This is a genomic window from Vitiosangium sp. GDMCC 1.1324, from assembly GCF_003044305.1.
Lineage (GTDB): Bacteria > Myxococcota > Myxococcia > Myxococcales > Myxococcaceae > Archangium.
The window spans coordinates 404997-417566 of the sequence record NZ_PZOX01000005.1 but is presented as its reverse complement, the minus strand read 5'-3'; the positions used below and the strand labels follow the sequence as shown (position 1 = coordinate 417566).

Below are 12570 nucleotides of genomic sequence, written 5' to 3'. Positions count from 1 at the left end.
CGAGAATAAACCCAGCGCGTTTCTACGGGTCTTGTTGGTTGTGCTCGATAATCTTGATTTCATGGGATTCGAGGGTGTATCAAAGGGAAGGAGATTGCTGCCCATGAACAGAAATCGATGGATTCATCTGGCGCTTGCATCCGCTGTCACATGCGCCGCGGCGGGGATGGCTCACCCTCAGGCGGCTTCGGCCGCCGGACTCACATGGCCTTCAGGACAGGTGCTCCCTTCCTTCTCCGCGCCCGCGCCGACGCTGGACTTGATGGATTTGACTGCCGTCGAGTACAGGTACGAGGCTGAAGGCACACAGGTCAGACACGGGACCGGGCATCTGGATGGCAACGGCTGGCTCGCGCAGACCTCGATTGATACACCCAATCAATTCCTGGTCTACGGCCCCTATGCCACCAACATTCCCACGGGCAACAACACGGCCTTCTTCAATCTGCTCATCGACAACAACACGGCCAACAACGATGTCATGGTGACCGTGGATGTTCGAGACAACACGACGGGAACCGTTCTGGCACAGCGGGACATCACCCGGACGGAATTCAAGAGCCCATCCACGTTCATTGGCTTCGACCTCCCGTTCAACAATCCGGTGGCCGGGCACGGACTCGAGTTCAGGGTCTACTGGTACGGAAGAGCCTACATCAAGGTGGACAGCGTAGGGGCCAGGGCTCCAGTCAGCGATGAAGAGACGACGCTCTTCACGACCCTGAAAGGGGTCGTGAACAGGACCCAGCCCCGTATCTTCACGTATGACAGAACCATGCAGAACCAGGATGGGAGGTCCGGCTGGCTCGACTCCCTGGGTCTCCAGTACACGGGGGTCGCCGACAACTGGAGCCTCCTGACCAGATACAGGAGCGAGATCAGCGGCATCGTCATCTATGACAGCGCGCTGCCCGATACGCTGAACGTGGCGACGACGATCGCGGGTCTGCAGGGGGGCATCGTTGCTTCTCCTTCACTCGCGGCCAGGCTGACGGCCGCACCGTACAGTCTGCCCATCCTGATGGACCTGCGCGGCGCCTTCACAACGAAGCTCCAGGCCTACCAGTATCTGTACGATCATTACTGGTCCCAGGTGACGCACAAGTTGCTGGTCGGTCTCTCACCCGGCGTCAAAGGCAACTTGCGGGATTACGCCGTGGCGGTCCGGGCGGCCGTCGTGTGGCTCGACCCGAGGGTGGCCGATGAGGACTCGTTGCTGCGGAAGTTCCTGGTGGAGATGCCTTATGGAAACGGCGGCATCTACATGGGATGGTGGCCGGAAGAGGCCTCGGGCGTTCAGCGGGTATCCGAATACGGCATCTCCACCGTCGCCAGCGATTTCGCGTCGAACCTGACGGTGCTCGGCGGAACGTCGAGAGTCGTCAACGTCAAACCGGTCCCCAACAAGCCCACGTTGAGCAACAAGATCTACATCACGTTGATTCTGAGCGACGGGGACAACCTGCAGTACGTGGAGCATCTCTTCAAGAAGCTGTGGGACAGCCCCTCCCGAGGGCAGGTTCCCCTGGGGTGGACGCTCTCTCCGGCGATGCTGGACGCCATGCCCGGGGTGTTGAACTACTTCTACAACACGGCCACTCCCAACGACGCGCTCATCTCGGGCCCGACGGGACTTGGCTACACCTACCCCAATTACTGGGCGAGCCAGTCCCTCCTGGACAACTATGTGTCGCTGAGCAACGACTACATGAACCGCGCGGGGTTCAAGGTCGTCACCGTGTGGAACAAGATCGACGGCGCCACGAACGTGAACGTGGGAAACAGCTTCGCGTACAACGCGCCGTCCTTGTTGGGCTTGACCGCGCAGAACGCGGGAGGCGGCATCTCGGTGTACAACAACGTCCTGCCGAGCCAGGGGCTCAACGCCACGTACTGTCCGACGGAGAGCTCCATGATCTCCGAGATCAACCGCGCCATCTCGGGGTGGAGCGGCTCGGCGCCCCGGTTCGTCAGCATCCAGGCCAATCCCTGGGAGGGCAACAGCTATCAAAGCTTCATCAACGTGGTGAACAACTTCAGCGGCAACGGCAACATCGTCTTCGTGAGGCCGGACAACTACTTCCAGTTGATGCGGGAATACAACAACCTGCCCACGGACCCGTCCACCGTCGTGAAGACCTATGAGGCGGAGACGACGAGCTACGCCGCATCGCCGTTCTCGCACACGGTCGGCCGCTCGAACGACAATGGCTGGTCGGCGAACGTCACACAGGACGACGCGGGAATGATGCTCTATGGCCCCTATGTGACGACCTTCCCGGCCGGGCAGCTGACCACGACGTTCAAGATGAAGATAGACGTCATCACCGGGAACAATGACAACGTCGTGACGCTCGATGTCAGGGACGCCACCACGGGAAGCGTGTTGACGGCGTTCGATGTCTACCGCAATCAGTTCAAGGCCAATGGCCTCTATCAGGACTTCAGCCTGACCTACAACAACGTCGCCGGGCATCAGCTCGAGTTCAGGGCCAACTTCAAGGACACGGCGGCCATCAACATCGACAAGGTCACGACGACGACCCGCATCGGACAATACGAAGCGGAAGGCGCTGTGCAGGCGCATCGCGTCGGACGTGTGAGCGGGGACGGCTGGCAGGCTTCGCCTTCCCTCGACGCAGCCGATCACATGCTCTACGGACCTTATGACGCCAATGTGCCGGTCGGCACCCGGAAGGTCACCTTCCGGCTGAAGACCGACAACAACTCTCTGGGTGCCCAGAGCCTCGCGAGCATCGATGTGAGGGACGGCACCACGGGCACGGTTCTCACGAGCATGGAGGTGACGGCGCAACAGTTCACCGCCATCAACCAGTACCAGGACTTCAGCCTGAGCTTCACTCAGACGACGATCAACCACCCCCTGGAGTACAGGGTTTACTTCTACAAGCGGGCGACAATCACTGTCGACAAGGTCGTCATCAATTGAGCAGAGCGGTCAGGCCTGGGCAGAGGAGCGCTTCCGCTCCTTTGCCCGATGGCCCGTCAGTGCGTCTCAGGCCGCGCGGCGGGCGGCCGTGGTCGGGCGGATGTCTCCGTGGTTCGGCGCCGGCAGGATGATGGTGGGTGACAGGCCCGGCGCCACCAGCGAGCTCGTCAGCAGCGAGGACGGGTGGAAGTTCACGAACGCTCCCTCCACTCGCGACGGGCCCGCGAACACCTTCTCGACAATCATGGACGAGTACTGCTCCAGAGAGCTCTCGCGGGTGTTGCCATTGAGCACCACCTCCCAGCCCATGTGCTCGGCCCAGGCGCGCACTCCGGGGATGCCCGACTGCAGCGGCGTATAGCTCTCCGTTGCCACGCCGTTCTCGCTCACCACGAACACCTCCTTGTCCGACGCCACCGCGAGCGACATGTTCCCCATCGTGTGTCCCGGCGTCGACAGGATGGCGGCGCCCCGGCCCAGCCACACGTCTCCGTCCAGCAGCACCACGCGCTCCTCCGGCACGCCGTCCGTCCCGCCCGGCACGTACCAGACCTTCTCCAGCGGGTGCAGGTTCTTCACCGATTCCCACTCGGTCCGCTGTACCAGCAGCTTCGCCCTCGGGAAATACGCCGGCTCTCCGTCTCCACCCAGCCACCGCCTCACGTCCTGCACGTGCAGGTGGTCGAACGCGATGTAGTCCACGTCCTCCGGATGCAGCCCCAGCGCGGCCAGGTGGCTCTGCACCGTGGCGATTCTCCGGCTCATCACCTTGTCCGAGATGAAGTCGCCATACTTCTCGCGCAGGGACTTGAAGAAGGGGGCCGCCTGGCCGCGCTCGTAGTCGCTCGGGTTGAAGAGCAGGGTGCGCGTCACCCCGTCCTCCTGGTACTGCACCACCTGCATCCGGTTCGTCATCATCACGTAGGGCGCCGGAGACAGCGCTCCTCCGCTGAAGGCGAACTGCGACGGGTAGGGGAACGTGACGAGGTCGCACGTGGTCACCGCCGCCACGGGGCCTCCAGCCGTGAAGGCATCGCGCGCCTCCTGCGCCGCCCGTCGGAGCTTCTGCAGGCGCAGCGCGGATACGGGCTCGGCGCGGGCCTCGGCGAGGAAGGGAAGGGGACGGAACGAGGCGTTCATGGGTTCTCCCTGAGGTCGAAGACGGTCTTCACGGACTGGTGGCGGCCACGCGCCAGGTTGGCCTCGATGGCCTCCTGGTAACGCGCGAGCGGAAAGGTATGTGTCGTCACCAGCATGCTCGGATCCGGGCCCTCCCGGCGGGCGAGCAGCTCGAGCACCAGGTCGAAGGTGTGCTTACGCCCGTCGCGGAAGCGCTCCGGCCCGTACACGTAGGCGCCGAGCAGCGTCAGTTCGTTGCGCCACACTGTCGTCCAGTCCACGCGCTCGAGGAGGCCCGCCGCTCCCACCAGCACGCCCGCCTTGTCACCCACACCTTGTGGCAGGGGGTGGAGCTGCGAGGGGTGCGCCACCATCTCCGTGCTCATGCCCCCCGGCAGGTCCTTTTGGAAGCCGAGCATCTGCCCGGGAGCGAGGCAGCCCTCGGCCGTGTTCTCGCAGCCGTTCTCCTGGCCGGACGCGCACGGCTTGCAGGGCGGCTGGATGCCCCGCAGGCGGCAGGGCAACAGCGGGTTGACCGCCAGCGGGCGCAGCCGCACCCAGTCCGGGCCGGGCAGGGTGGGGGAGGCCAGCTCACGCAGGGAGAGACAGCTCCCGCGCCCGTAGTGCAACTTCGGGTACATGCCTCCAATCCCCTTGGCGAGGACGTACTTGGGGATGGAGAGTTCGAAGATGAGTCCCTTCACGACGGGCTGGCTCCCTGGGCAAGCGGCCTGACGGCGGGCACTCCGGGAGTCTACCGCCGCGAGAGGGCCCGCGACACAGAGCCGTTCTGGTAGGGTGACGGCAGAGGGTTGACTGGTATGGCGAAGTCGAAGCGGAAGTCCGACGACACGCTCTCGGGAGAGGCGCTCAACGACGAGGTCCGGGTCGAGGCCTCGTTGCGTCCGCGCACCTTCGACGAGTACGTGGGCCAGAGCGCCGTCGTCGAGAAGCTCAAGGTGTACGTCCAGGCCGCCAGGAGCCGCGGGGAGGCGCTGGACCACTGTCTCTTCTCCGGGCCTCCGGGTCTGGGCAAGACGTCTCTCGCCTACCTCATGGCCACCGAGCTGGGCGTGGGCATCCACGTCACCAGCGGCCCCGCGCTCGAGCGCAAGGGCGATCTGGCCGGACTGCTCACCAACCTCAACGAGCGCGACATCCTCTTCATCGACGAGGTCCACCGCCTCAACGCCGCCATCGAGGAGTACCTCTACCCGGCCATGGAGGACTTCCGGCTGGACATCACCATCGACACCGGCCCCGCCGCCCGGGCGATGAAGATCGACCTGCCGCCCTTCACCCTGATCGGCGCCACCACGCGCACGGGTCTGCTCACCTCGCCGCTGCGCGACCGCTTCCAGATCCAGGAGCGGCTCGAGTACTACGAGCCCAAGCACCTGGAGATGATCCTCAACCGCTCGGCGCGCATCCTCGGGGTGAAGCTGGAGCGCGATGGGGCGAAGGAGATCTCCACCCGCGCCCGGGGCACGCCCCGTATCGCCAACCGGCTGCTGCGCCGGCTGCGCGACTTCGCCCAGGTGGAGGGGGATGGCCGCATCACCCAGGAGCTGGCCTCGCAGGCGCTCACCCGTCTGGGCGTGGACGCCTCCGGCCTGGACGCGATGGACCGGAAGATCCTGCTCACCATCCTCGACAAGTTCGGCGGGGGCCCGGTGGGCGTGGAGACGATCGCCGCCAGCGTGGGCGAGCAGCGCGATACCATCGAGGACGTGTACGAGCCGTTCCTTCTCCAGGAAGGCTTCCTCCAGCGCACGCCGCGGGGCCGCGTGGCCACGCACCTCGCGTACACCTATTTCAACAAGAAGGCGCCCCCCACGGCGCAGGGGACACTCTGGTGAGCACCACCGCGACCGTCGTCCAGCCGCCTCGCATGTCGCGCGTTCCTCGCGACTTCTATGAGGACCTCGTCCGGACCTCCCAGGGCAACCGGGGTGGTTTCCTCGCCGAGCGCGAGCGCTGGCTGCGCGCCCTGCCCGTGGAGGCCCGCGAGGAGCTCCTCTTCGAGTTCGAGATGCTCCTGCGTGGCGTGGAGCGCTACGTCCACCTGCACGACAACGGCGTCATCGATCCCCAGGATCAGCCGCTCGTCACCCGTGACTTCCGCGAGGAGCTCAAGGACGTCCGCGCCACCCTGAGCCAGGCCATCCGCCTCGCGCGGCACCTGTTGGATCCGGACTCCACCCAGAAGCTCCAGTTCCGCCGCTACGTGGAGACGCAGCTCTCCGACGACCGGATGCGCCGCTCGCGGATCGAAGGCGAGCAGGATCAGGAGACGCCCCAGGAGAGCCTCTTCGTCCTGCGCCAGTCCTTCGAGTCGCTGCGCAACCTCATCGATCACCTGCTGCAACTGCCGGTGTGCGGGCTGAGCCTCTTCAATGACGTGGGCAACCTCGTCCTGCGGGAGATCGTCCTCAACCGCTACTTCCGGCCCTGCCGCCTCAACGAGTTCCGCCTGGAGTACGACCGGCTGCGCTCGGTGCGCCTGCTGTCGCTGCTCTCCACGGTGCCGGCGGAGACCCGGCCCCTCTTCACCACCGCCTACCTGGGCATGTTCCGCCTCCTGCACTACCTGGCCTACGTGAGCCAGGACGCCCAGGGCCCCATTCCCCGCCGCGTGCGCGTGCTGCTCGCGCTGGTGCGCAGCGAGGCGCTCAGCCTCGTGGGCTACCTGAAGAACGAGCTCGCTCCCAAGGCGGGTCCCAAGCCCCTCCAGGCCGCGTGTCTGCGCGTCGCCCGCGACATCGCCCGCGAGACGGAGCGCATCGCCCGCGACATCCTCGTGGAGCTGGACCGGGACCGCGCCGCCGCCGCCCGCGCCTCCTACGCCTTCACCCAGCTCTTCCAGACGCAGGTGGTGACCCTCACCGAGGCGCTCGCTCCGGGCTCCGCTTCCGGCGAGGCCCCCTTCGAGCAGCTCGCCTCCTCCATGGAGGCTGCCGAGCGGCTGCGCAAGGACCTGTGGGTCTTCTCCCAGTTGTGCCGCGCCGCGGAGGGGCACCTGCGCAACGACGACGTGCCGTCCGCCGAGTCCGTCATCTCCAGCATCGTGGCCTTCCTCGGCTACTTCCAGGACGGCAGCTACCAGCTGCTGCGCTACGTGGACTACGAGGCCTTCGATCGCTTCAGCGCGCTGCTCACCGAGCTCCCCTGGCCGCCCGAGGGCCCCGCCGTGCGCACCCGCCTCATCGAGGATCTGCGCGCCTTCTCCATGGTGCTGGAGAACACCTTCGCCGCCGTCAGCCGGCGCGCGCAGCTCCGGGGCTTCAACTTCGACCGGGCCGAGGCCGAGCTGCTCCGGGACCGTTTCCTTGCCGCCACCCGGTGAGGCGCGGTTGTCAGGAGTCCGTCATCGTAAGTCCTCCTTACGTCACGGATTCGTTTGTCAACCGTTTGATTCCGGGCATCCGCTTGCGTTATTGGGTCGCGCCATGACGCGTCATAGGGCGGTCAGCGAGTGGAAGTCCTGACACATTTGTCACGGTGACGGGGTAGGTGCACAGCGAGTCGAGGGGGGCAGGGCGCCGGAGGCTTCGGTGGTCCTGGCAAACCAGCCAGAAACTCCAGTGATTCCCAATACTTGGGACGCTCAGAGAGGCCCGGTTTCCCCCTTCCGGGTGTGGGCCCAATGGCGTGTGGTTTGCATCGATACGCGGCGCGTCAGATGGGCAGTGAACAGTGAAGCACCCGCATCGAAGAGGCGACACCGAACCATGGCTCACACCTCCTACAACCAGCGCACCCTCACCCAGCCCGTCCGTTGCCAGGGGGTAGGGCTCCACTCCGGAGCGCCGGTGAACCTCTCGCTGCTGCCCGCGCCGGTGAACCACGGCATCGTCTTCGTGCGCACGGACACGCCCCGCCCGGTGGCCATCCCCGCGCTGACGGAGTTCGTGGTGGACACCTCGCTGGCCACCACCCTGGGCAAGGAAGGCGTCAAGGTGGGCACGGTGGAGCACCTGATGTCGGCCCTGGCCGGCATGGGGCTGGACAACGTGCGGGTGGAGCTGGACGGCCCCGAGGTGCCCATCATGGATGGCAGCGCCGCGCCCTTCGCCGCGCTGATCGCCGAGGCCGGCGTGCGCGAGCAGGAGGAGCCCCGCCGCCTGCTCGTCATCAAGAAGACGGTCTCCGTGGTGGACGGCGACAAGGAGGCGAGCTTCTCTCCCGCCAGCCGCTTCCGCATCTCCTGCACCATCGACTTCAAGCACCCGCTCATCACCGAGCAGGCCTTCGAGCTGGAGTTCTCCGACCGCTGCTTCGCCAAGGAGATTTCCCGCGCGCGCACCTTCGGCTTCCTGCGCGACGTGGAGATGCTCAAGAAGATGGGCTTGGCGCGCGGTGGTTCGCTGGACAACGCCATCGTGGTGGACGAGTTCTCCATCCTCAACCCGGATGGCCTGCGCTTCCCCGACGAGTTCGTGCGTCACAAGATCCTGGACGCCATCGGGGACATCTCCCTGTTCGGCCGTCCCGTGGTGGGCCACCTCAAGGCCTTCAAGACGGGTCACGCGCTCAACCAGAAGCTGGTGAAGGCCGTCCTCGCCGACCCGAGCAGCTACGAGATCGTCCCGGCGCGCAAGCACCTGGAACTGCCGGAGCTGCGCCTGCCGGAGCTCGGGCTCGAGCCCCTGGTGGCGTGAGAAATTTCTTTGCGGGTCCGGGGTTTTCTCGACTAAGCACCCCTTTCCCATGCTTATGCGCTCTACTTCCACCCTGATGGCCGCGCTGCTGGCGGCTTCCCTCTTCTCCGGTTGCAACAAGGAGAAGGCCCCGGCGACCGCCCCCACTCCGTCTCCCACCGCCGCCAACCCGGCGGAGCCCACTCCGGACACGGTCGTGGCCACCTTCGGCGATGGTCAGAAGATCACCTTCGGTGAGCTCAACGATCGCATCAAGGAGCCGCTGGCCAACCTGGACAAGCAGAAGTTCCAGCTGCGCAAGCAGGGCCTGGATGGCTTCGTGGTGGAGAAGCTGGTGCAGGCCGAGGCCAAGAAGCGCAACATGACCGAGGAGCAGCTGGTCAAGGCCGAGGTCGACGACAAGATTCCGGCGCCGCCCGAGGCGGAGATCAAGAAGCTGTATGACGAGGCCAAGGAGCGTCTGCCCCCGGGCACCACCTACGAGCAGGTGAAGCCGCAGATCGTCGACTTCCTCAACGGCTCCAAGAAGCAGGAGCGCGCTCGCGAGTACTTCAACGAGCTGAAGAAGAACGCCAACGTGCAGATCACCCTGCCCGAGCCGCCGAAGCCGCCGGTGGAGCGCAAGCAGGTGGCCGCCACCGGCCCGGCCAAGGGTCCCGAGGGCGCGCCCGTCACCATCGTGGAGTTCAGCGACTTCCAGTGCCCGTTCTGCAGCCGCGCCATCGGCACCGTGGAGGAGGTCCTCAAGGCCTACCCCAACCAGGTGCGCCTGGTGTTCCGCCAGTTCCCGCTGGAGTTCCACAAGCAGGCGCCCAAGGCCGCCGAGGCCGCGCTGTGCGCCAATGACCAGGGCAAGTTCTGGGAGATGCACGACACGCTCTTCGCCAACCAGAAGGAGCTCGAGGTTCCCAAGCTGAAGGAGTACGCCAAGAAGGTGGGCGTGGACTCGGCGAAGTTCGACAAGTGCCTGGACTCCGGCGAGAAGGCCGCCACCGTGCAGGCCGACATGGCCGACGGTCAGAAGGTGGGCGTCAACGGCACCCCGGCCTTCTTCATCAACGGCATCCTGCTCTCCGGCGCTCAGCCCTTCGACGAGTTCAAGAGCGTCATCGACTCCGAGCTGCAGGCGAAGAAGTAAGGAGCCTGCGCGCGTGGCGACACGCCCCAAGGCTACGCCTCGCCTGGGGCTGAGTGGTGAGCCGGCCGCGCTCGAGTTGGAGCGCCCGCTCGCCACCAGCCTCTCTCCCGGCCATCCTCTCGTGGCGCACTTCCATTCGCCCGAGGGGATGGTGCTGTTGCGGGAGCCCGCCGCCCTCACCGGTTTCTTCGCTGGCAGCTTGAGCTCGCTGGCCGTGGAAGAGGTGCTCGGCCACGTCCTCTCGGGCGTTCGCAGCGGCCAGCTCATCTTCCAGCACGGCCTGGTGCAGCGCACCGTCAGCTTCCGCGACGGGCAGCCCATCTTCGCCGTCTCCAGCGTGCACCATGAGCGGCTCGGCGCCGTGGTGGTGCAGCTGGGGCTCGTCACTCCCGAGCAGCTCCATCATGCGCTCGGCAAGGTGACGCCCACCCTGCGCATCGGCGCCGTGCTCACCCGCGAGGGCTTCCTCTCGGAAGCCAACCTCTACAGCGCCATGACGTACCTGGTGCGCGAGGTGGTGCTCAACCTCTTCGAGATGTCCGAGGGCAGCTTCCTCTTCCTCGAGGGCCGTCCTCCCGAGGGCGACTCGGTGAAGCTCCAGGAGCGCACCAAGGACCTCGTCCTCCAGGGGATGAAGCGCGGCGAGCTGGTGGCCCGGCTGCGCAAGCACTTCCCGGATGACACGCCCGTGCTGGCCGGCCCGGAGTCTCCACCCCCGGGTGAGGAGGCCCTCTTCGCCAGGGCCGCCGCCGGGACCACGCTGGGCGCGCTGCGCTCCCTCTGGGAGGGCAGCCTCTTCTCCTTCCTGACGTGGGTGGAGGAGCGCTCTCGGGATGGTGCGCTCGTCCTTCAGCAGAAGGCCTCCACGCCGCCCCTGCCCCGGCGCGCCTCTGGCACCTTCATGGCGGTGCCTCCGCCTCCCGTGGCTCCCCTCAGCCCCGAGGAGCGCTTCAACGCGCTGCTCGCGCAGATCCACACCGCCATCCGCCTCGCGGGCGCCAACCCGGATCTGCTGCGCGGCTTCCTCGAGTCGCCCCAGCCCGGCCTGGAGACGGCCTATGAGGGGGTGACGCTCGGCCCGGATGGCCGGGTGGACGTGGCGCGCATCCGCCAGAACGTCTCTGGTGGAGACGAGGCGTTGGCGCGCGCCATGACGCTCGAGGCGCTCGACGGCTTCGTCTCCTACGCGCTCTTCTCCGCGCGCAACGTGCTGCCGGGCGAGATGTCCGAGCGGCTCTACCGCAGCTATCGCGATCTCCAGGAGGGACTCTCGTGACGGATGCTTCCCAGGCGCGGGCGCGGCTCGCGCTCGCCGCGGATCTGCCGCTGGAGGAGGGTCTGCGCCTCTACCAGCAGGTGGCTCCCCACGTGGCCTACGCGAAGGTGGGTCTCTCGCTCTTCGTCGAGCACGGCCCGGCCGCCGTGGTCGCCTTCCTGAAGCTGGGCGCGAAGGTGTTTCTCGATCTGAAGCTCCATGACATCCCCAACACCGTGGAGTTGGCGGCCGCACGCGCCGGAGCGCTCGGGGCGTCGCTGCTCACCGTTCACGCTGCTGGGGGCGAGGCCATGCTGAAGGCCGCCGTGAAGGGCGCGCGCGAGGGTGCCCGCTCCAAGGGGCATGAGGCTCCGAAGGTGCTCGCGGTGACGGTGCTCACCTCCATGTCCGCCGAGGACGTGGCCTCGGTGGGCCTCTCCGGCGCCCCGGAGGAGGCGGCGCTGCGGCTGGCGAAGCTGGCCGTGCGCGCCGGCGTGGACGGGCTGGTGTGCTCGCCTCGCGAGGCCGAGGCCTTCCGCCGCGAGCTCGGCCCCACGCCCTTCCTGTGCACGCCCGGCATCCGCCCCGCGGGCTCGGCCAAGGGAGACCAGAGCCGCGCGGAGACCCCGGCCTTCGCGGTGCGCGCGGGAGCGGATCTGCTGGTGGTGGGCCGCCCCATCCACACCGCCGCGGAGCCGCTGGCCGCCGCGCGTGCCATCGCCGACGAAGTTTCCACCGCCTGACAGCGCTCTCGGGCTCGCGCACGAGGACCCCTGGCCGCCCTTGTGCTCCGTACCCACTTTGTGCCCCCAAGGCCATCTGGCTGGGGGAGAACTCATGGACGCAAGGCGGTTGTTGGGGTGGGGCCTGGTCGCTCTCTGCACGGCATGCAGTGGGGCGAAGCAGGCGGTGAGGGAGCCGTCCGACCCGGGCACCGGAGGCTCCGGCGCGGTGGCCCGCTCCCAGTCTCTGGACTCCGAGCAGTCTGGTTCCCGACGGTATGTGGACGAGGCCCTCGGCTTCGAGCTCATCCAGCCCGGGGGTGAGTGGATCCTGGATCAGACGGATGAGAAGACCCCCGAGGGGCTCGCCATTCCCGTCGTCCTGCGCCACCGCTCGAGCGGTGCCCAGGTCGTGCTGCAGGTGGCGCCGGCGGTGGCCACGCCCGCCCAGTTCGCCGAGCGGTTGACGGTGGGCCTGCGCAGCCAGCCGGGCTTCGTCACCTCGGACCCCGTGCCACTGTCCATGTCCGACAGCGCCGTGGGCTTCGACTTCGCCGTGGGTGACAACGTGCGCGGCCGGGTGGTGGTGCGCGACGGCAGCCCCGGCCACGTCTTCATGATGCTCGCCACCTGGCCCACGACCGCTCCGGACGAGGTGCCCAAGACGGTGAACGCCCTCTTCGAGAGCGTCCGTCCGCTGCCCGTCGCGCCCGAGCAGACCTGAG

10 protein-coding genes are annotated in these 12570 nt (G+C 66.9%); 8 read left to right on the top strand and 2 right to left on the bottom strand.

Features of this window, described 5'->3' with window-relative positions:
* Positions 1-220: 220 nt before the first annotated feature.
* Positions 221-2950 (top strand): GxGYxYP domain-containing protein, encoded by a 2730-nt coding sequence (locus DAT35_RS17670; protein WP_233261526.1) that lies wholly within the window; start codon positions 221-223, stop codon positions 2948-2950.
* A gap of 66 nt (positions 2951-3016) precedes the next feature.
* Here the strand turns inward: DAT35_RS17670 and DAT35_RS17665 are convergent, their stop codons facing one another.
* Entirely contained in the window at positions 3017-4090 is a 1074-nt protein-coding gene (locus DAT35_RS17665) for a hypothetical protein (RefSeq protein ID WP_108068200.1), read from the bottom strand.
* Positions 4087-4773, bottom strand: a complete 687-nt coding sequence (locus DAT35_RS17660; protein WP_108068199.1) for a hypothetical protein — start codon at positions 4771-4773, stop codon at positions 4087-4089. The genes DAT35_RS17665 and DAT35_RS17660 overlap by 4 nt, the downstream gene beginning before the upstream one ends.
* Positions 4774-4890: 117 nt before the next feature.
* Here DAT35_RS17660 and ruvB point away from each other — a divergent pair, with 117 nt between their 5' ends.
* From ruvB to DAT35_RS17625, 7 genes are all read left to right on the top strand, one after another.
* Positions 4891-5928 (top strand): Holliday junction branch migration DNA helicase RuvB, encoded by a 1038-nt coding sequence (gene ruvB / locus DAT35_RS17655; RefSeq protein ID WP_108068198.1) that lies wholly within the window; start codon positions 4891-4893, stop codon positions 5926-5928.
* A 32-nt stretch (positions 5929-5960) separates the two neighbouring features.
* The gene (locus DAT35_RS17650; protein WP_108068436.1) at positions 5961-7415 is read left to right on the top strand and encodes a hypothetical protein; all 1455 of its coding nucleotides are present in this window, start codon (positions 5961-5963) and stop codon (positions 7413-7415) included.
* 385 nt (positions 7416-7800) lie between these two features.
* Positions 7801-8730: a UDP-3-O-acyl-N-acetylglucosamine deacetylase gene (gene lpxC, locus DAT35_RS17645; protein WP_108068197.1), complete on the top strand. Its 930-nt coding sequence runs from the start codon at positions 7801-7803 to the stop codon at positions 8728-8730.
* A 49-nt stretch (positions 8731-8779) separates the two neighbouring features.
* A complete protein-coding gene (locus DAT35_RS17640) occupies positions 8780-9868 on the top strand; it encodes a thioredoxin domain-containing protein (protein WP_108068196.1) in 1089 nt (362 codons plus the stop codon).
* 13 nt (positions 9869-9881) lie between these two features.
* A complete protein-coding gene (locus DAT35_RS17635; protein ID WP_108068195.1) occupies positions 9882-11144 on the top strand; it encodes a DUF4388 domain-containing protein in 1263 nt (420 codons plus the stop codon).
* Positions 11141-11866 (top strand): orotidine-5'-phosphate decarboxylase, encoded by a 726-nt coding sequence (gene pyrF, locus DAT35_RS17630; protein WP_108068194.1) that lies wholly within the window; start codon positions 11141-11143, stop codon positions 11864-11866. Before DAT35_RS17635 ends, pyrF begins: the two co-directional genes overlap by 4 nt.
* A gap of 94 nt (positions 11867-11960) precedes the next feature.
* Entirely contained in the window at positions 11961-12569 is a 609-nt protein-coding gene (locus tag DAT35_RS17625; RefSeq protein WP_108068193.1) for a hypothetical protein, read from the top strand.
* Position 12570: the final 1 nt, after the last annotated feature.

What these genes read in the sequence shown, in the direction of transcription:
- ruvB (WP_108068198.1), top strand. Translation starts at nt 4,891, where the DNA reads ATGGCGAAGTCGAAGCGGAAGTCCGACGACACGCTCTCGGGAGAGGCG.
- DAT35_RS17665 (WP_108068200.1), bottom strand. Translation starts at nt 4,090, where the DNA reads ATGAACGCCTCGTTCCGTCCCCTTCCCTTCCTCGCCGAGGCCCGCGCC.
- lpxC (WP_108068197.1), top strand. Translation starts at nt 7,801, where the DNA reads ATGGCTCACACCTCCTACAACCAGCGCACCCTCACCCAGCCCGTCCGT.
- DAT35_RS17640 (WP_108068196.1), top strand. Translation starts at nt 8,780, where the DNA reads ATGCTTATGCGCTCTACTTCCACCCTGATGGCCGCGCTGCTGGCGGCT.
- DAT35_RS17625 (WP_108068193.1), top strand. Translation starts at nt 11,961, where the DNA reads ATGGACGCAAGGCGGTTGTTGGGGTGGGGCCTGGTCGCTCTCTGCACG.
- DAT35_RS17650 (WP_108068436.1), top strand. Translation starts at nt 5,961, where the DNA reads ATGTCGCGCGTTCCTCGCGACTTCTATGAGGACCTCGTCCGGACCTCC.